Origin of the sequence: Limimaricola sp. AA108-03 (genome assembly GCF_050847355.1) — a bacterium.
Lineage (GTDB): Bacteria > Pseudomonadota > Alphaproteobacteria > Rhodobacterales > Rhodobacteraceae > Limimaricola.
The window spans coordinates 2,720,155-2,745,152 of sequence record NZ_CP193755.1; the positions used below are offsets into that span (position 1 = coordinate 2,720,155).

Genomic DNA, 24,998 nt, shown 5'->3' on the forward strand with positions numbered 1-24,998 from the left:
TTTAGAGCGCCTCAGCGCCCGAAATGATTTCGATCAGCTCGTTGGTGATGACCGCCTGACGCGAGCGGTTGTACTCGATCGTCAGCTTGTCGATCATCTCGCCCGCGTTGCGGGTCGCGTTGTCCATCGCGCTCATCCGGGCGCCCTGTTCGGAGGCCGCGTTCTCGAGCAGCGCCGCGAAGATCTGCGTCGCCACGCCGCGCGGCAGCAGATCCGCGAGGATCTCCTCCTCGCCGGGCTCGTAATCGTAAAGCGCCGTGTCGGCCTCTTCCCCGCCCTCGAAATGGGCCGGGATGATCTGCTGCTCGGTCGGGATCTGGGTGATCACGTTCTGGAACCGCGCATAGTAGATCGTCGCCACGTCGAACTCGTCCGCGTCGAAGCGGCCGAGCACGTCGCGGGCGATGTCCTGCGCGTTGGCATAGCCCACGCGCTTGACGTCGGTGAGGTCGACATGGCCGACGAAGTGCTGGCCGTAGTCGCGGCGCAGCATCTCGCGGCCCTTCTTGCCGACGGTGAGGATCTTCACCGTCTTGCCCTGCGCCAGCAGCTCGCTGGCCCGGATCCGCGCCTTGCGCACGATCGAGCCGTTGAAGCCGCCGCAGAGCCCGCGCTCGGCGGTCATGACGACGAGCAGATGCACGTCCTCCTTGCCGGTGCCGGCAAGCAGGCGCGGCGCGCCGTCGGAGCCGCCCACGGAGGAGGCGAGCCCCGCCATCACGGCGTTGAACCGCTCGGCATAGGGGCGCGCCGCTTCGGCGGCGTCCTGGGCGCGACGGAGCTTCGCCGCCGCGACCATCTGCATCGCCTTGGTGATCTTGCGGGTCGATTTGACCGACGCGATCCGGTTCTTGAGGTCCTTCAGACTAGGCATCGGCCAGCCTCCCTAGTTCCGTGGCTGGTTTCAGGCGAAGTCCTTGGCGAAGGCGTCGAGCGCCTTGCGGATGCGGGCTTCCGCATCGCCCTTGATCTTCGGGTCCTCGTTGGTGATCCAGTCCAGCAGCTCGCGCTCGTTGCTGCGCAGGTGCTTGAGCAGGCCCTGCTCGAAGCGGCCGACATCCTTGACCGCGATCTTGTCGAGGTAGCCCTGGGTGCCGGCGAAGATCACGCAGACGATCTCGGCATTGGTCAGCGGCGAGTACTGCGGCTGCTTCATCAGCTCGGTCAGACGGGCGCCACGGTTCAGCAGCTGCTGGGTCGAGGCGTCGAGGTCGGAGCCGAACTGCGCGAAGGCGGCCATCTCGCGGTACTGCGCGAGCTCGAGCTTCACCGGGCCGGCGACCGACTTCATCGCGTTGGTCTGGGCCGAGGAGCCCACGCGCGACACCGAGAGGCCGGTGTTCACCGCCGGGCGGATGCCCTGGTAGAACAATTCGGTCTCGAGGAAGATCTGGCCGTCGGTGATCGAGATCACGTTGGTCGGGATGAAGGCCGAGACGTCGCCGCCCTGGGTCTCGATGATCGGCAGCGCGGTCAGCGAACCGGCGCCGTGCTCTTCGTTGAGCTTGGCCGAACGCTCCAGCAGGCGCGAGTGGAGGTAGAACACGTCGCCCGGGTAGGCTTCGCGGCCCGGCGGGCGACGCAGCAGCAGCGACATCTGGCGATAGGACACGGCCTGCTTCGACAGGTCATCATAGATGATCAGCGCGTGCTTGCCGTTGTCGCGGAAATACTCGGCCATGGCGGTCGCGGCGTAGGGCGCCAGGAACTGCATCGGAGCCGGGTCGGAGGCGGTGGCGGCGACGACGATCGAGTACTCGATCGCACCGGTTTCCTCGAGCTTCTTCACCAGCTGCGCCACGGTCGAGCGCTTCTGCCCCACCGCGACGTAGATGCAGTAGAGCTTCTTGCTCTCGTCGGAGCCGGCGGCCTCGTTGTAGGTCTTCTGGTTCAGAACGGTGTCGAGCGCCACGGCGGTCTTGCCGGTCTGGCGGTCGCCGATGATCAGCTCGCGCTGGCCACGGCCGATCGGGATCATCGCGTCGACCGATTTCAGGCCGGTCGCCATCGGCTCGTGCACCGATTTGCGCGGGATGATGCCCGGCGCCTTGACGTCGGCGACGCGGCGCTCGGTCGAGTCGATCGGGCCCTTGCCGTCGAGCGGGTTGCCGAGGCCGTCCACGACGCGGCCCAGCAGGCCCATGCCGGCGGGAACGTCCACGATCGAGTTGGTGCGCTTGACGACGTCGCCTTCGCGGATGTCGCGGTCCGAGCCGAAGATCACGCAGCCGACATTGTCGCTCTCGAGGTTGAGCGCCATGCCCTGGATGCCGCCCGGGAACTCGACCATCTCGCCGGCCTGGACGTTGTCGAGGCCGTGGACGCGGGCGATGCCGTCACCGACGGAGAGCACGCGACCGACCTCGGCGACCTCGGCCTCCTGGCCGAAATTCTTGATCTGGTCCTTCAGGATCGCGGAGATTTCCGCAGCTTGGATCGCCATTATCCGACCTCTTTCATGGTGTTCTGGAGTGCCTGGAGCTTCGAGCGGATCGAGGTGTCGATCATCTTCGAGCCCAGCTTGACGACGAGACCGCCGATGAGGCTTTCATCCACGGTCTGATTGATCTTCACCTCGCGGCCCGCGCTCTCCTTGAGCGCGGCGGCCAGCGCGGTCTTCTGCTTGTCGGACAGCGCCTTGGCGGTGGTGACGTCGGCGGTCACCTCGCCGCGCGCCTCCGCGAGCTTCTCGTCGAGCGCGCGCAGCATCTGCGGCAGCACGAAGAGCCGGCGCTTGGAGGCCATCAGCCCCAGCACGTTGGTGGTGGTCTGGGTCAGCCCCATCTTCGCGGCGATCGCGGCGATGGCCCGGCCCTGGTCGTCGCGCGAATAGATCGGCGAGGAGATCAAATCGCGGAACTCCGCGCTTTCGGACAGCGCGGCCCGCAGCGCGTCGACATCCGACGTCAGGGCGGTGAGGTCGTCGCCCTCCCGCGCCAGGTCGAACACGGCCGTGGCATAGCGTTGCGCGATGCCGGTTGAGATCGATGCTGGTTCGGACACGTCCACCCTTCCGCAGTCTTGGGCCCGGCGATCCCGCGCCGAAAAAAATGGCGACGGTCGGGCAGCTTGCATGGCCCCCGCGCGGGCGAAGGCCGTCAAAATCAGGGGCGATGTAGCAGAGCGCCCGGGGTGTCGCAACCGCCTTGAAGCCCCCTCGGACGCCGCCGTGCCCCATGGTCACAGGTGGTCCGGGGGTGCGACCATTTGCCCGTCCGGCGAATGCCCCCCCGGTCGGTCCGGTTGTCGGGCTAGTTGCGACGCGACGGCTCGGGCACCGGGGCGCCGATCCCTTCGAGCACCCGCAGCGGCCGCTTGACCGCCGAGGTCAGCCCCGGCCGCGTCGGCGCCGAGACCTGCTTGGAGGCCTCGACCATCAGCACGCCGCCGGTGTTGAACACCGGCATGTAGCGCCCCGCCTTTTCAAGGAGGGCCGCCGAACGGCGCCAGCCGCGGCGCAGGCTCGGCGGGCGGTAGAGCGCCGAGATCGCCTTCTCGGTCTCGAAGCGGTGCGCCTTGAGCTGCGCCTCGAGCTGGCCCAGCGAATAGGGCCGGCCATAGCCGAAGGGGGTGGCGTCGGAGCGCGACCAGAGCCCGGCGCGGTTCGGCACGATGAACACCGCCCTGCCCCCCGGCCCGAGGGTGCGCCAGCATTCCTCCAGCAGCGCGCTGGCATGCTCGGAGGTCTCGAGCCCGTGCATCAGCACCAGCCGATCCACCTGTCCGGTGCGCAGCGGCCAGAGCGTCTCCTCGCACAGCACCGAGACGTTGGGCTGGCCCGCCGGCCACGGCATCACGCCCTGCGGCCCCGGCATCAGCCCGATCACCCGCCGCGCATCCGGCAGGTAGGGGCGCAGCAGGGGCACCGCGAAGCCGTAGCCCACCACGGTCTGGCCCTGCACGTGGGAGGCGGGCCACCACTCGACGAGCTGGTCGCGGATCACCTTCTGCGCCGCGCGGCCAAGCGCGCTGCGATAGTAGAAGTTGCGCAGGTCGAGAACGTCCAGATGCATTGCGGGCCGGCGGTCCTTGGTCCAGAATTTGCGAGCCGGTGGCGGAGGCCGGTCTAGGTCCGGGACCACCATAGCAAGCAAATCACGGGTGCCGCCATGCCTCTCGAACTTCTCACCGTTCCGTGCCTCTCCGACAACTATGCCTTCCTGCTGCACGATGCCGGGACCGGCCGTACCGCGCTGGTCGACGCGCCGGAGGCCGCGCCGATCCGACGCGCGCTCGACGCGCATGGCTGGAAGCTCTCGGACATCCTGCTCACGCATCACCACGACGATCACGTGGCCGGGGTGGCCGAGCTGCGCGACGGCGCGCGGGTGATCGGGGCCCGGGCCGATGCGCATCGCCTGCCGCCGCTCGATCTCGAGGTCGCGCCGGGCGATCCGCTCGAGGTGCTGGGCGTGAAGGTCGAGGTGATCGACGTGCCGGGCCACACGCTGGGTCACGTCGCCTTCCACTTCCCGCAGGACCACATGGCCTTCACCGCCGACAGCCTGATGGCGCTGGGCTGCGGCCGGCTGTTCGAGGGCACGGCCGATCAGATGTGGGATTCCCTGCGCAAGCTGCGCGACCTGCCGGGACAGACGCTGATCTGCTCGGGCCATGAATACACCGAGACCAACGCCCGCTTCGCCCTGACGATCGAGCCCGACAACCAGGCCCTGCGCGACCGCGCCGCGGCGATCGCCCGCGCCCGCGCCGAGGGCCGCCCCACCGTGCCCTCGCATCTTTCCGAGGAACGCGCGACCAACCCGTTCCTGCGCGCCGACATGCCCGAGCTGCAGCGGGCCGCCGGGCTCGAAGGCCACAGCGCGGCGCAGGTGTTTGCGGAGATCAGAAGCAGAAAGGACCGCTTCTGAATCCTTCCGAGGCGGTTGTGCAACGGAACGCGGGCCTTTGGCATGCAAAGAACACAGCTGCGTTACGTCGTACGGTCAGGACGGGGGTTTTTGCGAGTTTTAACTTGAAGCGCGGCCGATAAACCCGATCTTTAACTACAGAGGCCACGGTCAGGGCGGGGCTATCTCCGCCCGGACCCCCGATCAGAGGAGCACATCACCGTGCCGTCTTTTTCGACCACTCTCGAGCAGTCCATCCACGCGGCGCTGGCTCTGGCCAATGCCCGCCGCCATGAACTCGCGACCCTCGAGCACCTCCTGCTGGCCCTGATCGAGGAACCCGACGCCGCCCGTGTGATGCGGGCCTGCGCCGTCGATCTGGACGAGCTGCGCAAGTCGCTCGAGGATTTCATCGAGGATGATCTGTCCACCCTCGTCACCGATGTCGACGGCTCCGAGGCCGTGCCGACCGCCGCGTTCCAGCGCGTGATCCAGCGTGCCGCGATCCATGTCCAGTCCTCGGGCCGCACCGAGGTCACCGGTGCCAACGTGCTCGTCGCGATCTTCGCCGAGCGCGAAAGCAACGCCGCATACTTCCTGCAGGAGCAGGACATGACCCGCTACGACGCGGTCAACTTCATCGCGCATGGCCAGGCAAAGGACCCCGCCTTCGGCGAGAGCCGGCCGGTGACCGGCGCCGCCGAGAAGGACGAGGAGACCGCCTCTTCCTCGACCGGCGCCGCGGGCGAGGAGAAGGATTCGGCGCTCGCCAAGTACTGCGTCGATCTCAACGCCAAGTCGCGCAAGGGCGATGTCGATCCGCTGATCGGTCGCGAACACGAGGTCGAGCGCTGCATCCAGGTGCTCTGCCGCCGCCGCAAGAACAACCCGCTGCTGGTGGGCGATCCGGGCGTCGGCAAGACCGCCATCGCCGAGGGTCTCGCCTGGAAGATCGTCGAGGGTGCGGTGCCCGAGGTGCTCAGCCACGCCACGATCTACTCGCTCGACATGGGCGCGCTGCTCGCCGGCACCCGCTACCGCGGCGATTTCGAGGAGCGGCTGAAGGCGGTGATGACCGAGATGGAGAACCACCCCGACGCGGTGCTGTTCATCGACGAGATCCACACCGTGATCGGCGCCGGCGCCACCTCTGGCGGCGCGATGGACGCCTCCAACCTGCTCAAGCCCGCGCTGCAGGGTGGCAAGCTGCGCTGCATGGGCTCGACGACCTACAAGGAGTTCCGCCAGCACTTCGAGAAGGACCGCGCGCTGTCGCGCCGGTTCCAGAAGATCGACGTGAACGAGCCCTCGGTCGAGGATGCGGTGAAGATCCTCAAGGGGCTGAAGCCCTATTTCGAGGATCACCACCAGATCAAGTACACCGCCGAGGCGATCAAGACCGCGGTGGAGCTGTCGGCGCGCTACATCAACGACCGCAAGCTGCCCGACAAGGCGATCGACGTGATCGACGAGGCCGGCGCGGCGCAGCATCTCGTGACCGAGAGCAAGCGGCGCAAGACCATCGGTGCCAAGGAGATCGAGGCGGTGATCGCCAAGATCGCCCGCATTCCGCCCAAGAACGTCTCCAAGGACGACGCCGAGGTGCTCAAGGATCTGGAGCCGACGCTCAAGCGGGTGGTGTTCGGTCAGGACGACGCGATCACCGCGCTCAGCTCGGCGATCAAGCTGGCCCGGGCCGGTCTGCGCGAGCCCGAGAAGCCGATCGGCAACTACCTCTTCGCCGGTCCCACCGGCGTCGGCAAGACCGAGGTGGCCAAGCAGCTCGCCTCGACGCTGGGCGTCGAGATGCTGCGCTTCGACATGTCCGAGTACATGGAGAAGCACGCGGTGAGCCGTCTGATCGGCGCGCCTCCGGGCTATGTCGGCTTCGACCAGGGCGGCCTGCTGACCGACGGTGTCGACCAGCACCCGCATTGCGTGCTGCTGCTCGACGAGATCGAGAAGGCGCATCCGGACGTGTTCAACATCCTGTTGCAGGTGATGGACCACGGCAAGCTGACCGACCACAACGGCCGGGCGGTGGATTTCCGGAACGTGATCCTGATCATGACCTCGAACGCCGGCGCGGCCGAACAGGCCAAGGAAGCGATCGGCTTCGGCAGGGCGCGGCGCGAGGGCGAGGACACGGCCGCGATCGAGCGGACCTTCACGCCCGAGTTCCGCAACCGTCTCGACGCGGTGATCTCCTTCGCGCCGCTGGCGCCGGAGACGATCCTGTCAGTGGTCGAGAAGTTCGTGCTGCAGCTCGAGGCGCAGCTGATGGACCGCAACGTCCATATCGAGCTGACCCGCGAGGCCGGCGAATGGCTGGCCGAGAAGGGCTACGACTCCAAGATGGGTGCCCGCCCGCTGGGCCGGGTGATCCAGGAGCACATCAAGAAGCCGCTCGCCGAAGAGCTGCTGTTCGGCCAACTGACCAAGGGCGGCATCGTCCGGGTCGGCGTCAAGGACGACAAGATCGAACTGCTGTTCGAGCAGCCCGGCACCAAGCGGCTCTCCGGCAACCGCCCGCCGCTGCTCACCGCCGACTGAGCCGGCCCATGAGATGACACCACGCCGCGCGGCCCCTCGGGGCCGCGCGTTGCGTATTCGCCCTCCCCCACTCCGCTCTGGATTCGCCGTGCGACCTGCCGCACTCTCGGGCCGGTTGCAGCCCGCCGCCGCAGGAGTGTTCCATGTTCCGTCTCGTTTCCGTCCCGGCCATCTCTTTCCTATTGGCCATTCCGCCTCTCGTCGCCGCGGCGCAGGAGGAGGACTTCCGCCTTGCCCTGCCGATCGACTGCACCCCCGGCGAAGACTGCGTGGTGCAGAACTACGTCGATTCCGATCCGGGGCCGGGCGTGGCGGATTTCAGCTGCGGCCCGTTGAGCTATGACGGCCACAAGGGCACGGATTTCCGCCTCGCCACCATCGCCCGGCAGGGCGAGGGCGTCGACGTACTGGCCGCTGCACCCGGCGTGGTGCAGGGAACCCGCAATAACATGCCCGACATCCTGCAGGGCTGGGACGGCGCACCCGATCTCGGCGGGCGCGACTGCGGCAACGGTCTCGTCATCGATCACGGCGATGGCTGGGAGACGCAGTATTGCCACATGGCACGAGGGTCTGTCGCGGTCTCTCCGGGAGACCGGGTCGAGACGGGCGACCGGCTGGGGCTGGTGGGCCTGTCGGGCCAGAGCCAGTTTCCGCATCTGCACATCTCGGTCCGCCGCAACGGCGAGGTGGTCGATCCCTTCAACCCCGAGGGCCGTGCCGAATGCGGTGCCGCGCCGACGCAGACCCTCTGGGCCGAACCGTTGGACTACGTGCCGGGTGGGCTGCTCGATGCCGGCACGGCGCCGGGCGTCCCGGAATGGGAGGCGGTGCAGTCGGGCACCGCGAACGGCGAGATCGGTTCCGACACGCCGCTGGTGCTCTGGGGTTTCGTCTTCGGCGCGCGCGAGGGCGACCGGCTGCGGCTTGCGATCGAGGGACCGCAGGGCGAGGTGATCGACGAGGAGATGCCCCTTGACCGGACCCAGGCGCAGCTGTTCCGGGCCGCCGGGCTGCGCGCACCCGAGGGCGGCTGGCCCGATGGCCGCTATGAGGGCCGGGTCACCCTGCTGCGCGGCGACCGGGTGCTGGGCGAGCAGGTGGTGCCGATCGAGATCGGCGGCTGAGCCTCAGCGTTCGGTCAGCTTCAGCTCGATCCGCCGGTTGCGGGCCCGGGCCTCGGGCGTGTCGCGCGGATCGAGCGGCTGGTATTCGCCGAAGCCGTTGGCGGCGAGGCGTTGCGGCGGAATGCCCTCCTCCTCGCTCATGTAGCGCACGACCGACAGCGCGCGGGCCTGGCTCAGCTCCCAGTTGTCGGCGTAGCGGCCGCCCCGGATCGGGATGTCGTCGGTATGACCGTCGACGCGGATCACCCAGTCGATACCTTCGGGAATCTCGGCGGCGATCCGGCGCAGCAGGGCCGCGACCTTGGCGATCTCCTGTTCGCCCTCGTCCGACAGGGTTGCCTCGCCCCGCCCGAACAGCACCTCGGAGGAGAAGACGAAGCGGTCGCCTTCGATCCGCACGCCTTCCTCGCCCTCGAGCATGCCGCGCAGCTCGCCGAAGAAATCCGAGCGGTAGCGTTCGAGGTCCTCGGCCTCGGCGGCGAGGCGCGCCGCCTCCTCCTCGAGCCGCTGGCGCTCTTCCTCCTCCAACTCTCGGCGGCGGCGCTCCTCGGCGGCGGCGCGGGCCAGCGCGGTGTTGAGCTGTCGGCCCAGATCCTCGATCTCGGCCTCGGCCACGGCGCTGGTCGTCTCGGCCTGCCCCAGCAGCGACCGCAGCTCGGCCACGTCGTCGCGCAGCGCCGCGACCTGCGCGTTCAGCGCCGCCATGCGCCGCTGCGCCTCGGCGGTGGCGCTTTCCTCGTCGGCCAGCGCCGCGCGGGCCGTGGCCAGAAGGGCGGCGCGACGCTCCGCCTCGCTGGCCTCGGCCTCGGCCCGTTCCTGCGTGGTCTCCAGATCGGCCAGCGCGCGCGCAAGCCGGGATTCGAGTTCGGCCCGCTCCTGCTCGGTTTCGCTGCGGTCCTGCGACAGGGTCTCGGCCCGGGCCTCGGCGGCTTCTCGTGCCGCCAGCGCCTCGGCCAGACGGTCGGCAAGATCGGCGCGGCCGCGCTCGGCCTCGGCCCCTGCCGCGCGCGCCGCCTCGGCCTCGGCCCGTGCGGCGTCGCGGTCGAGGACCGCCGCCGCCAGCCGCGCCGAGAGCTCGGCCTCGGTGGTCTCGCCCGCTTCGAGCGCCGCCGCAAGCTCGGCGCGCACCGCTTCGAGATCGGCCTCTCCGGCCTCGCGCGCGGCCAGCGCCGCGGCGAGGCGGCTCGACAGGTCCTCGCTCTCGGCCTGCGCCTGCGCCAGCGCCGCGCGGGCCGCCTCCAGATCGGCCTCGGTTTCCTCGGCGATATCCAGCGCGGCGGCCAGGCGCGCGTCGAGCCCCTCGCCCTCGCGCAGCGCCCGGGTCAGGGCGTTCTGGCTTTCCTGCCGCGCCAGCACCGCCTCGGCCAGGGCCCGGTCGAGATCGTCGCGCGCGGCCTCGGCGGCGGCGAGAAGCGTCAACGTCTCCTCGGCCTCGCGCCGCTTCTCCTCCAGCGCCAGCGTCATCACCGACAGCTCGGCATCCGCGTCCTGCAGCCGCGCGCGCAGCCGTTCGGCGGCGGCGGCGTCGGCGAGGCGCTCGGCCTCCAGTTCCGAGATCCGCTCCGCGCCCTCGGCGCGTTCGTCCTCGAGCCCGGCGATGGTTTCCGCGTCCTGCGCCGCCTCCGTCTCCAGATCGGCGACGAGCGCCTCGAGCGCCTCGCGCCGGGCCGCGGCCAGCCGTGCCGCCTCGGCCTGCGCGTCGATCTCCTCGCGCGCGGTGGCAAGCGCCGTCTCGGCCTCGCCCGAGCGGTCGCGCTCGGCCGCGAGATCCTGCTCCAGCCCGGCGATGCGGTCGCGCGCCTCGGCCCGTTCGGTGGTCAGGCGCGCGATCCGGTCGGATTGCGCCTCGGCCCGGGCGCGCGCCTGCGCCAGCTGCTCGCCGAGGCTGCCGATCTCGCTTTCGAGTTCGGCGCCGCGGCTCCGCTCCAGTCCCAGCGCGCTGCTCAGCCGTTCGACCTCGGCGCCCAGCGTGTCGAGCTCGCTCGCCTGCCCGGTGATCGTGTCGCGCAGCACGAACTGTACCACCGTGAAGATCGTCAGCACGAACATCAGCACCAGCAGCAGGCCGGTCATCGCATCAACGAAGCCGGGCCAGATCGAGGCCTGGAAGCGGTTGGCGTGGCGGCGCTTGAGCCCCATGGATCAGTGGTCCGGGTGGCCGCGCGTGGCGCGGAGCCCGCCCGGATGCCCGGTCTCGCGCAGCACCCGGCTCAGCCCGGCGAGATCGGTGCGCAGCTCGGCCAGCATCTCCTGCCGCCCCGCCGCGATCTCTTCGAGGATGCGCAGCAGCTGCACGTCCATGTTGCGCAGCCGCATCCGGGTTTCGCTGTCATTGCCGCCCTCGGCGGCGCGCTCGAGCGCGGCATGGACCCGCTCCTGCCCCTCGGCGACCCGCTCCAGCGCCGCGCGCTCGGCGGCGGGATCCATCCGCTCGGCGATCCGGGCCAGCGTCTCGGTCAGCGCCGCGATCCGCGCCTCGCTCTCGCGCCGCGCCTCGCCCGCGGCACCGACGGCGTGGCTCAGCCCCTCCATCCGCTCGCCCAGATGCTCGACCATCTGCGCCAGCAGGCCACCATCGCCGTTCGAGGCCGGCTGCTGCTCCTCGCCCGAGGCGTAGCCGAGCCGGGTGATGGTCGAGAGCCATTCCTCGAGCTCGCGGTAGAAGCGGTTCTGCCCATGGGTGGCGAACAGCTCCAGCAGCCCGACCACCAGCGAGCCGGCAAGACCCAGAAGCGACGATGAGAAGGCGGTGCCCATGCCGCCGAGCTGCGCCTCGAGCCCCTGTTGCAGCCGCTCGAAGATCGCGGTGCCGCTTTCGCCCTCGGACGGATCGAGCGAGCGGATCGTGTCGACCAGCGCCGGCACGGTGGTGGCGAGCCCGTAGAAGGTGCCGAGCAGGCCGAGAAAGATCAGCGTGTTCGAGAGGTAGCGGGTGATCTCGCGTTCCTCGTCGATGCGCTGTCCGACCGATTCGAGGATCGAGCGGGCGCTGTCGGGCGAGATGTGCATGCGCGCCCCGCGCGACCGCAGCAGCGTCGCCAGAGGCAACAGCAACCCCGGCGCCGGGCCGGTGGTCTTGGGCGTGCGCACGAAGGATTCGATCCAGCCCACCGAGCGGATCAGCGCGATCACCTGCCAGAAGCAGGTCAGCACGCCAAGCACGAAGAAGGCGCTGATGGCGCTGTTGAGCCAAGGGTTGGTCAGGAAGATGCCGCGCAGCACCTCGCGCCCCAGCACCAGCCCGGCCGCGACCAGCCCCAACGCCACCAGCATCGACAGGATCTGCCGGACCGGCTGCGAGAAATGCGGTTTCGCCTGTGGCTGCCTCATGCGGGCCTTATCCTCTAGATTGCGCTTTTCAAACCATAGGGATCGCAAGGCGGGGACGCCAATGGCCTTTCGCGGCGCCGGCCGGGATGTGGCGGCGGTGCCTCTCAGCCCCCGCTGCGCAGCGTCTTGACCCGCTCGACCAGCCAGTCGAGATCGGGGTCGTGCACGCCCATCTCGGTCAGATGCGCGGCGGTGTTGAACAGGTATTCGTCATTGGGGCCGCGCCCGCCCACCGCACCGGCGATGCGCCGCGCCTGGGTTTCGAGATCGAGCGCCACGTATTGCGCGTGGCCCGGGTCGATCACGTAGGTCAACGCATCGACCACCCGCCCGTCGGTGAGCGCCAGCGGCTGATGCGTCTCGAGATAGGCCGAGGAAACCAGCTCGCGCTCGCGCAGCATCGCGATCACCATCTCGCGCTCGGCCTCGGGCGCGCGCAGCGCCAGCCCGGTGCAGACCGCCCCCGGCGCGCGGTCGAGCGCCAGCACCAACCCCGGCATTTCCGGCGTGCCGCGATGGTGGATCGACGACATGCAGAAACTGCGGTGCCAGCCGTCGAGCCGCGCCACCACCACCTCCTCGGGGGTGAAGCCCGGATTCCACAGAAGCGATCCGTAGCCGAATACCCAAAGCGCGGTCTGGTCGGTCATGCTGGCCCTCCTAGCTGCCCCCCTGTAAATACCCGATCCTGACCGGGCGAAAGGGCCTCGATACATGCGACTTCTTCTCATTCTGGTGGCGCTTCTGGCGCTGGCCTTCGGCGGCTGGTGGGTCTGGGGCAGCCGCGCCGTCGATGCAAGGCTGGCCGAACTGACCGAAGAGCTGCGGGCGGCGGGCTGGCAGGTGGACTACACCACCGACGGCACGGCGGGCTTTCCCTACCGCTTCGATCTGGACCTGCGCGACATCTCACTGGTCTCGCCCAACGGCATCTACGGCTGGCAGAGCCCGCGGCTGCGGGTGGTGGCGCAGAGCTACGAGCCGAACCGGCTGATCGTCGCGGCCGACGAGACGCACCGCGTCTCAGTGCCGGGCCAGGATCTCGACATCGAGGTTACCGGCCCGCGCGCCTCGGGCGCGGTGGAGATCGGCGAGACACTGCCGGTGACCGAGCTCACCGTGGAGGCGGCCGATCTCGCGGTGGCCTCCTCGCTGGGCTGGGAGACGCAGGTGGGCACGCTGCTCGCCGCGCTGCGCGGCAACGGTGCCGCGAATGGCTATGACGCCTATGCCGAGGCGACGCGGATCGCGGTGCCGGAGGCGTGGCGCGCGGCCTGGGATCCCACGGGCGCGCTTCCCGCCGAGATCGCGGCGCTGCGCCTCGATGCGGATCTGGGCCTCGATGCACCGCTGGCGCTTGCGGGAGAGGCGGCGGCGATCGAGCAGATCGATCTCGGCGAGCTGGCGCTCGACTGGGGCCCGGTGCAGGCGCGCGGCAGCGGCACGCTCGATGTCGACCCCGCCGGTGTCCCCGAGGGCGAGGTGGTGCTCGAGATCGACGGCTGGGAAGTGCTTCTGGACCTCGCCGCCCGGGCCGGGGTGCCGATCGCCGAATCCTCGCTGCTGCGCGGTGCGCTGGGTTCGATGGCGCAGGACGGCGTGCTGCGCGCGCCGATCAGCTTCGCCAACGGCGCGATGCGGCTCGGCTTCATCCCGCTGGGGCCCGCGCCGCTGCTGCGCTAGCGGCAGTAGGGACTGCGATTCGAGGCGGTGTCGAAGTGGAAATGGTCCCGGTGCGCCGCGTTGGCGTCGGGGCCGAGCACCGTCCCGAAGGGGCCGCAGGCGGCCTTGTGCAACTCGCGCAGCGCACCGCCCGCACCGCGGCTGTTCCAGCCCGAGGTCAGGCTGATCTCGCGCCCGTGGCGCAGCCCGAACGCGGTGATGTCGATGGCGCGGCCGAAGGCATGCTCGGAAAGCTGCGCCCCCTCCTCGTTGTTGCGCGAGCGGCAGACATAGCTGCCGGCGGTGCGCAGCACCGCGAGACCGCCGCCGGTGGCCGAGAGCATCGGCTTTGCCGACTGACCGACCCAGGCGCCCAGCGCCCGCGCGGTGTCGCAATCGACCACCGCCGCCGGGGCGATCCGCACGCCATGGACGGCGGTGATCTTCACCGGAGCCTCGATGCCGCAGGCCCCGGCCCCGTTCACCGGGGCGACGGGCGCGCCCTCGAGCCCGGGCATGCCGCAAAGCGCACCCGCGCTCCCGACGGGCGGCGCGGCACGGGTCACGGGAGCCGAGACCACCTGCGCTTCGGACAGCGAGGCCGAGAGCGAGGGGCGCGCGCCGGGTCGCTGTTCGGGCCGGGCGGCCGTGGCCACGGCTTCGGGCGAGGCGCTGGCGACCGCGGCGTCAGGCGCTGGCACGGCCACCGGCGCCGCCGTCGTGGCGAGCCGCGCGCGCGGCCGCGACACGGTGCTGGGCTGTCCCGGCGTGGCGGTGGGCGGCGCCGTGGCGACGGGCGTATCAAGCACAGGTGCGTCCGGCGCGGTCGTGGCCGCGCGGCCCACGGGACGTGCGGCGGTCTCCGGCGCCAGCGGTTGTGCTGCGAGCGCGAGCGGGGCGAGCGCGAGGCAGGCCGCCAGCCATGTGGTACGGCTCATCTCCGGGGCTCCGTCTTGTCGCCGCGCGCGGCGCCCCGGCCGAAATCCGGGGCGGCCGTGTCCTGCCCCGCCTCGATGATGCCGCGGCGGATCGCGCGGGTGCGGGTGAAGTAGTCGTGCAGGTGATCGCCGTCGCCGGTGCGGATCGCGCGTTGCAGCGCGAACAGCTCCTCGGTGAAGCGGCCGAGGATCTCCAGCGTCGCCTCCTTGTTGGTCAGGAACACGTCGCGCCACATGGTCGGGTCGGAGGCCGCGATGCGGGTGAAGTCGCGGAAACCGGCGGCGGAATACTTGATCACCTCGCTGTCGGTCACCCGGCGCAGGTCGTCGGCGACGCCCACCATGGTGTAGGCGATCAAATGCGGGGTGTGGCTGGTCACCGCCAGCACGAGGTCGTGGTGGTCGGCATCCATCACGTCGACATGCGCGCCCATCCCCTCCCACAGCGCCGAGAGTCGCGCCACGGCGTCGGGGTCGATGTCGCCATTCGCTGGCACGATCAGGCACCAGCGATTGTCGAAAAGCTCGGCGAAGCCCGAACGCGGGCCCGAATGCTCGGTCCCGGCGAGCGGATGGGCCGGGATGAAATGCACGCCCTCGGGGATATGCGGGGCGACCGCCTCGATCACCGCCTTCTTGACCGAGCCGACATCCGAGACGACGGTCCCGGGCCTGAGCACCGGCGCGATCTCTTCGGCAACCGCGCCCATCGCGCCCACCGGCACGCAGAGCACCACGAGATCGGCACCCTCCGCCGCCTCGGCCGCCGTCTCGCAGACCCGGTCGACGAGATTGATCTCGCGCGCGATCTCGCGCGTTTCGGCCGATCGCGCATGGCCGGTGATTTCACCCGCGAGACCGGCGCGCCGCATCGCATGCGCCATCGACGAAGCGATCAGGCCGAGGCCGATCAGCGCGACGCGCTCGAACACCGGCACGCTCATGCCGCGCCCTTGAAACGGGCGATGGCGTCGATCACCCGGGCGCAGCCGGCCTCGTCGCCCACGGTGATGCGCAACGCCTCGGGAAAACCGTAGCCGCCGACGCGCCGTACCAGAATGCCCTCGGCCCGCAACGCCGCGTCGCAGCCCGCCGCCTCTGCCTCGTCCGCGAACCGCGCCAGAACGTAGTTGGCGTGGCTCTCGTCGCAGGCGATGCCAAGATCGAGGAGCCTGTCGCGCAGCCAGACGCGCAGCCGCGCATTCTCGCTTCGGCAATGCTCGGTGAAGCCGGTATCGCGGATCGCCGCCTCGGCGGCGGCGAGCTGGCTGTTCGACAGGTTGAAGGGCTGCCGCACCCGGTTCAGCACGTCGATGATCTCGCGCGGGCCATAGCCCCAGCCGATCCTGAGCCCGCCAAGGCCGTGGATCTTCGAGAAGGTGCGGGTCATCACCACGTTGTGGCGGCTCTCCACCAGCTTCGCGCCGCCATCATAGCCGTCGGCGAATTCCACATAGGCGCCGTCGAGCACGAGGATGACGTGATCGGGGATCGCGTCGGCGAGGCGCGCGACCGTCTCGACCGGGATCATCGTGCCGGTCGGGTTGCCGGGGTTGGTGAGGTAGATCAACCGGGTGCGCTCGGTGCAGGCGGCGAGGATCGCGTCGGTATCGACCACCCGGTCACGCTCGCGCACCTCGACCGGAGTCGCGCCGGCGGCCCGGGCGAGGATCGGGTACATGGCGAAGCCGTGCTCGGTGTGGATCACCTCGTCGCCGGGGCCGGCATAGCACTGCGCCAGGAACTGCAGCACCTCGTCCGACCCGGCGCCGCAGATGATGCGCTCCGCGTCGAGCCCGTGGATCTCTGCGATCGCGGCGCGCAGCGCCGCGTGATCGGTCGGGGGATAGAGATGCAGCGTCGCGGCCGAGCCCTCCAGCGCCGCCACGGCGTGGCGGCTGGGACCATAGGGGTTCTCGTTGGACGACAGCTTGAGCGGGCTGGAATGCCCCTCGAGCTTGCTCTGCCCGCCCACATAGAGGGCGATGTCCATGATGCCGGGCTGCGGGGTGATGCTCATCTCTGCGCTCCTTCGAACCGGGCCTCCATAGCCGGGGCGGCGGATGGTTTCCAGCGTCATGCAAGCCGCCTCCCCTCGCCCGCCGGCGGTATGCCGCTATGTGAGAAGCCATGGAACAGCCCCTGCACCTCGCCGCCGGGATCGCGATCCTCACGCTGGTCTCGATCGATTTCCTCCTTGCCACCATCGGCGCGGCGCCGCGGGTGATCCTGTCGGAGCGGCTGGCCCGGGGGATCTTCGCGCTGCTGCGCCGGATCACCCGGCACCGCCCGGCCCGGGTGCTGGCGCGGATGAGCGGCGTAATCGTGATGGTCCTCGTCGCGGGGTTCTGGGTCGTCGGCACGGCGCTGGGCTGGACTCATATCTTCCTTTCGGCACCGCGCCACGCGGTGGTGCTGACGCAATCGGCCGAAGAGGCCGGGTTCTGGGATGCCGCCGCCCATGCCGGGCACCTGCTTTCGACGCTGGGCGGCGCGATCACCCGGCCCGGCGACACCTTCTGGAACGCGGTGGAGGTGCTTGCCGGGGTCAACGGCATGGTGGTGCTGACGCTGGCGGTGAGCTTCATCCTGTCGACGGTGCAGACGGTGCAGCTGGGTCGGGCCTTCGCGGCGCTGCTGCACAGCCAGCCCAAGGGCGCCGAGGTCGCGCCGCTCTTCGGGCGGCTGGCCGATATCGTGGCGGGGCTGAACTCGGCCCCCTTCGCGCTCTATTACAGCCATGGCTGGGCCGAGCGGCGCCTGCCGGAGGCGCTGGTGCGGATGGCGCGGGGCGCGGCGGCGCAGGGCCCGGAGGTCGAGAACCGGTTCTACGAGTTGATCGCGGACCTGCCGCATCTGGATCTTCCCGAGGACAACGCCGCGCGGTTCGAGGCGCTGCGGGTCTGGGCCGGGCGGCAGCGGCTGGGACCGCTGGAGAGCTGAGCGACGGCGCCCCTGCATTGGAAAAGGGCCGCGCGGTCTCCCGCGCGGCCCCCTGTCCCTCGATCCGTTGTCCGGATCAGTTCTTGGCGTAGAATTCGACGACGAGGTTGGGCTCCATCACCACCGGGTAGGGCACGTCGCCCAGCGCCGGCACGCGCACGAAGGTCGCGGTCATCTTGGAGTGGTCCACCTCGAGGTAGTCCGGCGTGTCGCGCTCGGGCAGCTGGACGGCTTCCAGCACCACGGCGAGCTGCTTGGACTTGTCGCGGACGGCAATGACGTCGCCTTCCTTGACGCGGTAGGAGGGGATGTTCACGCGCTTGCCGTTCACGGTCACGTGGCCGTGGTTCACGAACTGGCGGGCGGCAAAAACGGTCGGCACGAACTTGGCGCGGTACACGACGGCGTCGAGACGGCGCTCGAGCAGGCCGATCAGGTTCTCGCCGGTGTCGCCCTTGACGCGCTCGGCCTCACCGAAGATGCGGCGGAACTGCTTCTCGGTCAGGTCGCCGTAGTAGCCCTTGAGCTTCTGCTTGGCGCGCAGCTGGATGCCGAAATCCGACAGCTTCTGCTTGCGGCGCTGGCCGTGCTGGCCGGGGCCGTATTCGCGGCGGTTCACCGGGGACTTCGGACGGCCCCAGATGTTCTCGCCCATGCGGCGGTCGATCTTGTACTTGGCAGAGGTGCGTTTGGTCACTCTCTGATCTCCTTCTGTCGGCCCGGATGGGCCATGTCTCGAAGGGCGTTGTCCTCTGGGACGGCTTGCGCCGCCTCCCGACAGGGATCCCCTCGCGGGGTCCGCCAACACCAATGAAAGACCCGGGACACGAGGACCCGGGACGGGCGGCTTATACAGTCGGAACGCGGGGAGTCAACCGCCGCGCCCTAGTAGCCGAATTCGAGTTTCAGCGAACCCAGCACCTGGCCTTCATGCTGCCCCTCGAACTCCTCGGACAGCCAGCTCAACCCGTAGAAGAGCCGCACCTCCGGCCTCGGCTGCCAATGCAGCCCGATCCGGGCGCGGCGCCGGTCGAGTGGCTCAAGGCCGGGCAGGAGCACGCTGTCGCCGACCCGCGCGGCATCCGCGCCCGCGACCAGCGCGAGGCCGGTCGTTTCGGCCTCGATGCCGCGATAGGGCTGGCCGGTGACCGGATCGCGCAGCCACAGGTCGCCATGGCCGATGCCGCCCCAGATCGCGTCGATCCCGGCGCGCAGCATCTCCTCGGCGCCCGCCTCGGCGGCGAGGAAGGGGCGCAGGCTCAGCCGCGCCGCGGGCCGCAGCGGCAGCACCGCCTCGCTGCGCGCCTGCAGGTGCAGCGCATCCTCCATCTGCCGGTCGGTGCCGCGCGGCGGATCGAAGCCGAGGATCTCATGCGCCCGTTCCTGGAAACCGGAGAGGCCGGTCGATGGGCCGATGGCGAGGATCTCGCCGCCGAAGGCCGCTTCGACGGGGCCGATGGACTGGTGCAGAAAGCCGCCGAGAGCGATCACGCCGGCATAGGGTCTGTCGTCGCGACCGGCACGGGTTCGCGCGGGCGCGAGGATCTCGGTGCGAAACCGCAGCTCGACCAGCGCGTCCGGCATGGCGGGCGGCGCGCCGTCCCAGCCTGCCCCCGATACATGGCTCAGCGCGAAAGCGCCCGAGCGCCAGCGGTCGTGGCCGTCGCCGATATGATCGTTGGAGAAGATCCGCCCCCAACCGAGGGTCTCGGCGGAAACGGGCGCGGCGATGAGGGCGAACAGGGCGAGGATCAGGGGGCGCATGGGGTCTCCGGGGGCTCGCTCCAGTCCTACCCCCCGGCCCCGCCGCGCCGCCAGTCCACGCCCGGCTCGCGATCAGCCTGCGGCGCCGGGCGTGTCCTGCGGGTCATGCTCGCCCAGGCGCGGCGCGCGGCGGTCGAGCGAGAGCGGGCTTTCGGAAAACCGGATCGGGCTGCGCAGGCCGGGCACGCCCTCGGGGTCGATCCGCAGGCCACGTGCGATCACCTGCGGATCGTCGAAGACCTGATCCACCCGGTTGATCGGTCCTGCCGGCACCGTCGCCGCCTCGAGCGCGGCCAGCACCGCGTCGCGGCCCCAGGATGCGAAGGCCGCGCCCATCGCCTCGGTCAGGGCCGCCCGGTTGGCCACCCGCGCGCCATTGGTGGCGAAGCGCGGATCATCGGCCAGACCGTCGAGGCCCAGCACCCCGCAGGCGCGGGCGAACTGCCCGTCATTGCCGACCGCGAGGATCAGGTCGCCATCCTCGGCCGAGAACACCTGGTAGGGCGCGATGTTGGGATGGGCGTTGCCGAGGCGGCGCGGCGGCTTGCCGGTGGCGAAGAAGTTCATTGCCTGGTTGGCCAGCACGCCGGTGGCGCAATCCATCAAAGCCATGTCGATATGCTGGCCCCTGCCCGTCTTCTCGCGCGCCGCCAGCGCCGCCTGAATCGCGATGACCGAGTAGAGCCCGGTGAAGATGTCGGTGAAGGCGACGCCGATCTTCTGCGGCTCGCCATCCGGGGCGCCGGTCAGGTCCATGATCCCCGACATGCCCTGGATCAGGAAGTCGTAGCCCGCGCGATTCGCATAGGGGCCGTCCTGTCCGAAGCCGGTGATCGAGCAATAGACCAGCGCCGGGTTCTCGGCCTTGAGGCTGTCATAGTCGAGCCCGTACCGCGCCAGCCCGCCGACCTTGAAGTTCTCGATCACCACGTCGGCGCCCGCGATCAGCGCGCGGGTGAGCGCCAGCCCTTCGGGCGTGCGGAAATCGGCGGTGACGCTTTTCTTGCCGCGGTTGCAGGCGTGGAAATAGGCGGCCGAGCGGTCGCCATCGGTCTCGATCCAAGGCGGGCCCCAGCGGCGGGTGTCGTCGCCCTCGGGCGCCTCGACCTTGATCACCTCGGCGCCCAGATCGGCCAGCACCTGCCCGGCCCATGGCCCGGCGAGGATGCGCGCCAGCTCCACCACCTTCAGCCCCGCCAGCGGCGGTGTCCCCTCGCTCATCGCGCCCTCCCCACGCCGTGTCCGGGCGGACGCTAGCCGCCCCGCCGCCGGGCTTCAACGGCGGCGGGAAAGGTTTCACGTGGATCGTCTCAGCGCGCGGGCTGGTCGAGGATGCGGTAGGGGTAGCGGCTCGCCGGGCGCGACACCTCTTCCAGCCTGGCCATCTCGTCGTCGGAGAGACGCAACTCCGCCGCGCCGAGATTGTCCTCGAGCTGCTCGGGCGTCCGCGCGCCGAGGATCACCGAAGCAACGGTGGGGCGCGCCATGAGCCACGCCAGAGCCACCTGGCTCATGCTGGCGCCATGCGCCCGCGCGACCTTCTCGACCTCGGCCAGCGTGGCCCAGTTGCGATCCGTCGCGCGGCGGTCCCAGCTTTCCTCGTAGCCGTCCGGCGTCTCGGCGATACGCCCGCCGCCTGCGGGCCGGTCGCCGGCCTTGTACTTCCCGCTCAGGAAGCCCCCGCCCAGCGGCCCCCAGGGCACCAGCCCGATACCCTCGCTGTCGAACAGGGCCGGAAACTCGTCCTCGATGTCGCGCTCGACGAGGCTGTATTGATACTGCGCCGCGATCAGCGGCGTGAAGCCCCGATGCTGCGCGATGCCCTGCGCCTTCATCACCTGCCACGCGGCGAAGTTCGACACGCCGAGGTAACGGACCTTGCCTGCTGCCACGAGGTCGTCGAAGGCGCGCAGCGTCTCGTCGAGCGGCGTATAGGGATCGAAGCCGTGCATGTAGAGCAGGTCGATCCGGTCGGTGCCCATGCGCGACAGCGACGCCTCGACCGCGTTCATCACGTGATGCCGCGAGAGTCCCACCTGGTTGGGCCCCTGCCCCATCGGCCAGCGCAGCTTGGTTGCGAGCACCAGTTCCTCGCGGCGGCCCCGCACGGCCTCGCCCACGATCTCCTCGGCGCGCCCGCCGGCATAGACATTGGCGAGGTCGATGTGGTTGCCGCCCGCGTCGAGATAGCGGTCAATCATCCGGCCCGCGGTGGGCGCGTCGGTGCCGCGCCCGCCCTCCTCGCCGAAGATCATCGTGCCCAGCGCCAGTTCCGACACCAGAAGGCCGGTCCGGCCCAACCTGCGATACTGCATGCGGTCTCTCCCCCTTCGCCTTGCGCGCGGCTTGCGCGGACCGTTTCGCGCAAAGGGGTAAGCGCCCCCCGCCGCAAGGTCCAGCGGCTTTCCGAAGCGGTTCGGAAAGGGGTTGCGCGGCCGCCCTGCCGCGGCGAGGCTGGGCGCGCATCGCGACAGGAGAGCCGGATGACCGAGGACCGTCACTGGTGGCAGAGCGCCACCGCCTACCAGATCTATCCGCGCAGCTTCTGCGACAGCGACGGCGACGGCATCGGCGACATTCCCGGCATCATCTCGCGGCTCGACCACCTCGCCGATCTCGGGATCGGCTTCGTCTGGCTCTCGCCGGTCTATCGCAGCCCGATGGCCGATAACGGCTACGACATCTCGGATTACCGCGACATCGCGCCGGAATTCGGCACGCTGGCCGATATGGACCGGCTCATCGCCGAGGCGAAATCGCGCGGCATCGGCATCGTCATGGATCTCGTGGTGAACCATTCCTCGGACGAGCATCACTGGTTCCAGGAGGCGCGCCGGAGCCGCGACAATCCCTACCGCGACTACTATGTCTGGCGCGATCCGGCCCCGAATGGCGGCGCGCCCAACGATCTGCAATCGAATTTCGGCGGCCCGGCCTGGAGCTATGACGAGCGCACGGGGCGGTATTACCTGCACCTGTTCGACCGCAAGCAGCCCGATCTGAACTGGCAGAACCCCGAGCTGCGCCGCGCGATCCACGAGATGATGAACTGGTGGCTGGACCGGGGTGTCGCGGGCTTCCGCATGGATGTGATCGACCTGATCGGCAAGGACCCCGATGCCGGCATCACCGCCGACGGACCGGACCTGCACCCGTTCCTGCGCGAGATGCACGACGCCACGCTCAAGGGCCGCGACGTCGTCACCGTGGGCGAAGCCTGGAGCGCCACCACCGAGGGCGCGCTGCTCTATTCGGGCCGCGAGGCGGGCGAATTGTCGATGGTGTTCCAGTTCGCGCATATCGTGCAGGGCTGGGACGAGGTGCATGGCAAGTGGAAGCCCAAGCCCTTCGACCTCGTGGGGCTCAAGCGGGTGCTGGCCGAGTGGCAGATCGCGCTCGCCGAGGATGGCTGGAACTCGCTGTTCTGGAGCAATCACGACCTGCCGCGGGCGGTGTCGAAATACGGCGATGACGGACGCTTTCGCGTGGTCTCGGCCAAGATGCTCGCCACGGTGCTGCACATGATGAAGGGCACGCCCTACATCTATCAGGGCGAAGAGATCGGCATGACCAACATCGCCTTCACCGACATCTCCCAGTTCCGCGACATCGAGACGCTGAACTTCCACGAGATCCAGACCGCCGCCGGGGTGACGCCGGGCGATTTCCTCGCCGGAGCCAATTCGAACGGCCGCGACAACGCGCGCACGCCGATGCAGTGGACCGCCGGGCCGCAGGCGGGCTTTACCAGCGGCGAGCCGTGGATCGAGGTGAACCCGAACCACCGCGAGATCAACGTGGCCGCCGATCGGGCGAGGCCCGACGGCATCTTCGCGCATTACCGCGAACTGGCCCGGCTGCGCCGCGAGCTGGCGGTGATGCGCGAGGGCGACTTCACCCCCTATCTGCAGGACCATCCCAAGGTCATGGCCTATGTCCGGCGGCACGAGGGCGCGCGGATCTCGGTGCTGGCCAATTTCACCGGCGAGGTGGTGACGGTGGACGTACCCCGGGGCCTCGCCATTTCAGGACGCGCCATCAGCGCCAACTATCCCGGCCGCGACGCGCTGGACGGCACGGCCGAACTGCGCCCCTTCGAGGCGGTGGCGATCCTCGAAGAATGAGAGGCAGGCGCGGGCGTTCGGCCCGCGCGCCGCTTCAGGCGGGCTCGACCGCGCGCCGGTAGAGATGCCAGGTGGCATGGCCGAGGATCGGCAGCACGAAGACCAGCCCGACCATCAGCGTCGCCATGCCGGCGCCGAGCCCGACCACAACGATCGCGCCCCACAGCGCCACGGTGCGCGGGTTCTCGGCCGCCAGACGGGCCGAGGCCTTCACCGCGCGGCGCACCCCGACATGCCGGTCGAGCAGCAGCGGGAAGGAGATCACCCCGATCACCAGCACCGTCGCGGCAAGCACGAAGCCGATGCCGGTGCCGACCACGATCATCGCCCAGCCGGCCCCGGTGGTCAGCGTGTCGCTGATGAAGGCCATCGCGGAAACCGGCGGCTCGGGTCCCAGCGTCAACGCGTAGACGCTCCAGGCCAGCAGCATCCAGGCGGCGAAGATCGCCACGAACAGCACGCCCAGCGTCAGGATCGCGATCGCCGAGGGCGATTCGATCACCTTGAAGGCGGCGCCCCAGGTCGGATGCCCGCCTGCCTCGCGCCTGCGGCTCATCTCGTAGAGCCCGACCGCGGCCACCGGCCCCAGCAGCGCGAAGCCGGTGATCAGCGGCACCAGCAGCGGCAAGAGGTTCTCGTTCATCGCGAAGCGGATCAGCACCAGCCCCGCCAGCGGGTAGACCACGCACAGGAAGATCACGTCCGATCGGAACGCCTTGAAATCCTCGTATCCCGCGCGCAGCGCCGCCTTGAGATCCTCGGTCTCGATGCGGCGCAGCTTGATCGGCGCGGTGTCGCGCCCGATGGTTTCGCGCGCGCCCTCGCCCAGATGGTGCGTGCCCGCGTTCAGAACATGCCCCGCCCAACTCAGCGGGTTGCCGATGGTCTTGTCGACATGGCCGTCGGTCTTCGCCATGATGCCGTCCTCCCTGATCGCCAAGGGACGGCCCCGCCGGGACCGGATGCGCCGCGGCGGGGTCATCCGGATGGGGCGATCCTAGCACGGTTTCGCGGCGATGGCTCTCAACGGCACGTGTCCGAAAGTTACAGAGCGTCGCGCAGTCGTGAGTCGTCGTGACCCCGCAACTTCCCTGCGGGGGCGTAGGCTTACCCCACGTGACATTCAGGGAGGGTACGATGGCGATGAAGTTTATCACCGGGGCGGCGCTGGGGCTGGGACTGGCCGGCGTGGCGCTGGCGCAGGACGCGCCGATGTTCGGCGGCGAGGAGGACCAGGCCTATGCGCAGCAGGTCTGGCAGGCGATGACGGATCAGCACCTCGCGGGGGATGGCGCGATCATGTCGTTTCCCTATCCGGGCACCGATCCGCACGGGATGATGCTGGAGACCTTCTACACCACCGCCACGATCGACGGCCATGAGGGGGCGCTGGTGGTCAAGCGCAACTACGGTCCCGAGGGCGTCTCGGTCGACGAGGTCCTGGGCGCTCCGGCCGAGCATCTGGGCGCGCTGACGATCATGTTCCAGCGCGAGGCGGGCTATGACGACGAGACCGGCAACTGGTTCTACGCCAAGTACCTGCCCGACGGCTCGCTCGACCAGAGCCCGGATGGCATGGCGCTGGCCGGTCTGGTCGGCAAGAACGCCGAAGCCGGTTGCATCGCCTGCCACCAGAACGCGGGCGGCGACGACTACCTGTTCACCACCGATGCCGAGATGGGCATGATGATGGAGTGAACCGGCGCC

General features: G+C 69.8%; 22 protein-coding genes. 7 read left to right on the forward strand and 15 right to left on the reverse strand.

All coding sequences use genetic code 11. The annotated features are described in order from the left end of the window. Position 1: 1 nt before the first annotated feature. The 4 genes from ACRAQ3_RS13295 to ACRAQ3_RS13310 all read right to left on the reverse strand — a co-directional run bounded on the left by ACRAQ3_RS13295 (position 2) and on the right by ACRAQ3_RS13310 (position 4,013). Positions 2-874, reverse strand: coding sequence for a F0F1 ATP synthase subunit gamma (locus ACRAQ3_RS13295; RefSeq protein WP_269395740.1), 873 nt, complete (start codon positions 872-874; stop codon positions 2-4). A 30-nt stretch (positions 875-904) separates the two neighbouring features. Continuing rightward, positions 905-2,443, reverse strand: coding sequence for a F0F1 ATP synthase subunit alpha (gene atpA / locus ACRAQ3_RS13300; protein ID WP_269395739.1), 1,539 nt, complete (start codon positions 2,441-2,443; stop codon positions 905-907). Next, positions 2,443-3,009, reverse strand: coding sequence for a F0F1 ATP synthase subunit delta (locus tag ACRAQ3_RS13305; RefSeq protein ID WP_269395738.1), 567 nt, complete (start codon positions 3,007-3,009; stop codon positions 2,443-2,445). Before ACRAQ3_RS13305 ends, atpA begins: the two co-directional genes overlap by 1 nt. Positions 3,010-3,251: 242 nt before the next feature. Further along, on the reverse strand, positions 3,252-4,013 hold the full coding sequence (locus ACRAQ3_RS13310) for a methyltransferase domain-containing protein (RefSeq protein WP_432254948.1): 762 nt from the start codon (positions 4,011-4,013) through the stop codon (positions 3,252-3,254). A gap of 96 nt (positions 4,014-4,109) precedes the next feature. Here ACRAQ3_RS13310 and gloB point away from each other — a divergent pair, with 96 nt between their 5' ends. From gloB to ACRAQ3_RS13325, 3 genes are all read left to right on the forward strand, one after another. Beyond that, entirely contained in the window at positions 4,110-4,871 is a 762-nt protein-coding gene (gene gloB, locus ACRAQ3_RS13315) for a hydroxyacylglutathione hydrolase (protein WP_269395737.1), read from the forward strand. Between the two features lie 201 nt (positions 4,872-5,072). Next, positions 5,073-7,403 carry an ATP-dependent Clp protease ATP-binding subunit ClpA gene (clpA, locus tag ACRAQ3_RS13320; RefSeq protein WP_269395736.1) on the forward strand — a complete coding sequence of 777 codons (2,331 nt, stop codon included), beginning with the start codon at positions 5,073-5,075 and terminating at the stop codon, positions 7,401-7,403. Between the two features lie 143 nt (positions 7,404-7,546). Further along, complete coding sequence (locus tag ACRAQ3_RS13325) at positions 7,547-8,530, forward strand: M23 family metallopeptidase (protein WP_432254949.1); 984 nt, start codon at positions 7,547-7,549, stop codon at positions 8,528-8,530. Between the two features lie 3 nt (positions 8,531-8,533). Here ACRAQ3_RS13325 and ACRAQ3_RS13330 read toward each other — a convergent pair whose 3' ends face one another. The 3 genes from ACRAQ3_RS13330 to ACRAQ3_RS13340 form a co-directional block, all read right to left on the reverse strand. Further along, positions 8,534-10,669: a peptidoglycan -binding protein gene (locus ACRAQ3_RS13330; protein ID WP_432254950.1), complete on the reverse strand. Its 2,136-nt coding sequence runs from the start codon at positions 10,667-10,669 to the stop codon at positions 8,534-8,536. A gap of 3 nt (positions 10,670-10,672) precedes the next feature. Further along, complete coding sequence (locus ACRAQ3_RS13335) at positions 10,673-11,860, reverse strand: biopolymer transporter ExbB (RefSeq protein WP_269395733.1); 1,188 nt, start codon at positions 11,858-11,860, stop codon at positions 10,673-10,675. A 104-nt stretch (positions 11,861-11,964) separates the two neighbouring features. Next, the gene (locus tag ACRAQ3_RS13340) at positions 11,965-12,510 is read right to left on the reverse strand and encodes a gamma-glutamylcyclotransferase (RefSeq protein WP_085896151.1); all 546 of its coding nucleotides are present in this window, start codon (positions 12,508-12,510) and stop codon (positions 11,965-11,967) included. A 64-nt stretch (positions 12,511-12,574) separates the two neighbouring features. On the opposite strand from ACRAQ3_RS13340, the gene ACRAQ3_RS13345 reads away from it, so the two are divergent. Beyond that, entirely contained in the window at positions 12,575-13,543 is a 969-nt protein-coding gene (locus tag ACRAQ3_RS13345; protein ID WP_432254951.1) for a DUF2125 domain-containing protein, read from the forward strand. Here the strand turns inward: ACRAQ3_RS13345 and ACRAQ3_RS13350 are convergent. Genes ACRAQ3_RS13350 through hisC form a run of 3 tightly spaced genes read right to left on the reverse strand, consistent with a single transcriptional unit; the run spans position 13,540 to position 16,480 of the window. Further along, on the reverse strand, positions 13,540-14,460 hold the full coding sequence (locus ACRAQ3_RS13350; RefSeq protein WP_432254952.1) for an extensin family protein: 921 nt from the start codon (positions 14,458-14,460) through the stop codon (positions 13,540-13,542). The genes ACRAQ3_RS13345 and ACRAQ3_RS13350 overlap by 4 nt on opposite strands. Then, a complete protein-coding gene (locus ACRAQ3_RS13355; RefSeq protein WP_432254953.1) occupies positions 14,457-15,404 on the reverse strand; it encodes a prephenate/arogenate dehydrogenase family protein in 948 nt (315 codons plus the stop codon). Before ACRAQ3_RS13355 ends, ACRAQ3_RS13350 begins: the two co-directional genes overlap by 4 nt. Then, positions 15,401-16,480 (reverse strand): histidinol-phosphate transaminase, encoded by a 1,080-nt coding sequence (gene hisC / locus ACRAQ3_RS13360; protein WP_432254954.1) that lies wholly within the window; start codon positions 16,478-16,480, stop codon positions 15,401-15,403. Before hisC ends, ACRAQ3_RS13355 begins: the two co-directional genes overlap by 4 nt. Before the next feature lie 110 nt (positions 16,481-16,590). Here hisC and ACRAQ3_RS13365 point away from each other — a divergent pair, with 110 nt between their 5' ends. Further along, positions 16,591-17,403, forward strand: coding sequence for a hypothetical protein (locus ACRAQ3_RS13365; RefSeq protein ID WP_432254955.1), 813 nt, complete (start codon positions 16,591-16,593; stop codon positions 17,401-17,403). Positions 17,404-17,479: 76 nt separating this feature from the next. Here the strand turns inward: ACRAQ3_RS13365 and rpsD are convergent, their stop codons facing one another. The 4 genes from rpsD to ACRAQ3_RS13385 form a co-directional block, all read right to left on the reverse strand. Further along, positions 17,480-18,100 (reverse strand): 30S ribosomal protein S4, encoded by a 621-nt coding sequence (gene rpsD / locus ACRAQ3_RS13370; RefSeq protein ID WP_269395726.1) that lies wholly within the window; start codon positions 18,098-18,100, stop codon positions 17,480-17,482. A gap of 188 nt (positions 18,101-18,288) precedes the next feature. After that, the gene (locus tag ACRAQ3_RS13375) at positions 18,289-19,167 is read right to left on the reverse strand and encodes a lipid A-modifier LpxR family protein (RefSeq protein WP_432254956.1); all 879 of its coding nucleotides are present in this window, start codon (positions 19,165-19,167) and stop codon (positions 18,289-18,291) included. Positions 19,168-19,239: 72 nt separating this feature from the next. After that, complete coding sequence (locus ACRAQ3_RS13380; RefSeq protein WP_432254957.1) at positions 19,240-20,388, reverse strand: CaiB/BaiF CoA transferase family protein; 1,149 nt, start codon at positions 20,386-20,388, stop codon at positions 19,240-19,242. Between the two features lie 89 nt (positions 20,389-20,477). Further along, on the reverse strand, positions 20,478-21,482 hold the full coding sequence (locus tag ACRAQ3_RS13385) for an aldo/keto reductase (protein WP_432254958.1): 1,005 nt from the start codon (positions 21,480-21,482) through the stop codon (positions 20,478-20,480). Positions 21,483-21,650: 168 nt separating this feature from the next. Between ACRAQ3_RS13385 and ACRAQ3_RS13390 the strand changes: the two genes are divergently transcribed. Further along, on the forward strand, positions 21,651-23,291 hold the full coding sequence (locus ACRAQ3_RS13390) for a glycoside hydrolase family 13 protein (RefSeq protein WP_432254959.1): 1,641 nt from the start codon (positions 21,651-21,653) through the stop codon (positions 23,289-23,291). A gap of 34 nt (positions 23,292-23,325) precedes the next feature. Here the strand turns inward: ACRAQ3_RS13390 and ACRAQ3_RS13395 are convergent, their stop codons facing one another. Next, positions 23,326-24,207: a DUF2189 domain-containing protein gene (locus ACRAQ3_RS13395; RefSeq protein WP_269395721.1), complete on the reverse strand. Its 882-nt coding sequence runs from the start codon at positions 24,205-24,207 to the stop codon at positions 23,326-23,328. 221 nt (positions 24,208-24,428) lie between these two features. Between ACRAQ3_RS13395 and ACRAQ3_RS13400 the strand changes: the two genes are divergently transcribed. Next, the gene (locus ACRAQ3_RS13400; protein WP_085896160.1) at positions 24,429-24,989 is read left to right on the forward strand and encodes a cytochrome P460 family protein; all 561 of its coding nucleotides are present in this window, start codon (positions 24,429-24,431) and stop codon (positions 24,987-24,989) included. The last annotated feature ends 9 nt before the right edge of the window (positions 24,990-24,998 follow it).

Coding starts and splice junctions, on each gene's coding strand:
- ACRAQ3_RS13295 (WP_269395740.1), bottom strand. CDS start 874: ATGCCTAGTCTGAAGGACCTCAAGAACCGGATCGCGTCGGTCAAATCG.
- atpA (WP_269395739.1), bottom strand. CDS start 2,443: ATGGCGATCCAAGCTGCGGAAATCTCCGCGATCCTGAAGGACCAGATC.
- ACRAQ3_RS13310 (WP_432254948.1), bottom strand. CDS start 4,013: ATGCATCTGGACGTTCTCGACCTGCGCAACTTCTACTATCGCAGCGCG.
- gloB (WP_269395737.1), top strand. CDS start 4,110: ATGCCTCTCGAACTTCTCACCGTTCCGTGCCTCTCCGACAACTATGCC.
- ACRAQ3_RS13325 (WP_432254949.1), top strand. CDS start 7,547: ATGTTCCGTCTCGTTTCCGTCCCGGCCATCTCTTTCCTATTGGCCATT.
- ACRAQ3_RS13330 (WP_432254950.1), bottom strand. CDS start 10,669: ATGGGGCTCAAGCGCCGCCACGCCAACCGCTTCCAGGCCTCGATCTGG.
- ACRAQ3_RS13335 (WP_269395733.1), bottom strand. CDS start 11,860: ATGAGGCAGCCACAGGCGAAACCGCATTTCTCGCAGCCGGTCCGGCAG.
- ACRAQ3_RS13340 (WP_085896151.1), bottom strand. CDS start 12,510: ATGACCGACCAGACCGCGCTTTGGGTATTCGGCTACGGATCGCTTCTG.
- ACRAQ3_RS13345 (WP_432254951.1), top strand. CDS start 12,575: ATGCGACTTCTTCTCATTCTGGTGGCGCTTCTGGCGCTGGCCTTCGGC.
- ACRAQ3_RS13350 (WP_432254952.1), bottom strand. CDS start 14,460: ATGAGCCGTACCACATGGCTGGCGGCCTGCCTCGCGCTCGCCCCGCTC.
- ACRAQ3_RS13355 (WP_432254953.1), bottom strand. CDS start 15,404: ATGAGCGTGCCGGTGTTCGAGCGCGTCGCGCTGATCGGCCTCGGCCTG.
- hisC (WP_432254954.1), bottom strand. CDS start 16,480: ATGAGCATCACCCCGCAGCCCGGCATCATGGACATCGCCCTCTATGTG.
- ACRAQ3_RS13365 (WP_432254955.1), top strand. CDS start 16,591: ATGGAACAGCCCCTGCACCTCGCCGCCGGGATCGCGATCCTCACGCTG.
- ACRAQ3_RS13375 (WP_432254956.1), bottom strand. CDS start 19,167: ATGCGCCCCCTGATCCTCGCCCTGTTCGCCCTCATCGCCGCGCCCGTT.
- ACRAQ3_RS13380 (WP_432254957.1), bottom strand. CDS start 20,388: ATGAGCGAGGGGACACCGCCGCTGGCGGGGCTGAAGGTGGTGGAGCTG.
- ACRAQ3_RS13385 (WP_432254958.1), bottom strand. CDS start 21,482: ATGCAGTATCGCAGGTTGGGCCGGACCGGCCTTCTGGTGTCGGAACTG.
- ACRAQ3_RS13390 (WP_432254959.1), top strand. CDS start 21,651: ATGACCGAGGACCGTCACTGGTGGCAGAGCGCCACCGCCTACCAGATC.
- ACRAQ3_RS13395 (WP_269395721.1), bottom strand. CDS start 24,207: ATGGCGAAGACCGACGGCCATGTCGACAAGACCATCGGCAACCCGCTG.
- ACRAQ3_RS13400 (WP_085896160.1), top strand. CDS start 24,429: ATGGCGATGAAGTTTATCACCGGGGCGGCGCTGGGGCTGGGACTGGCC.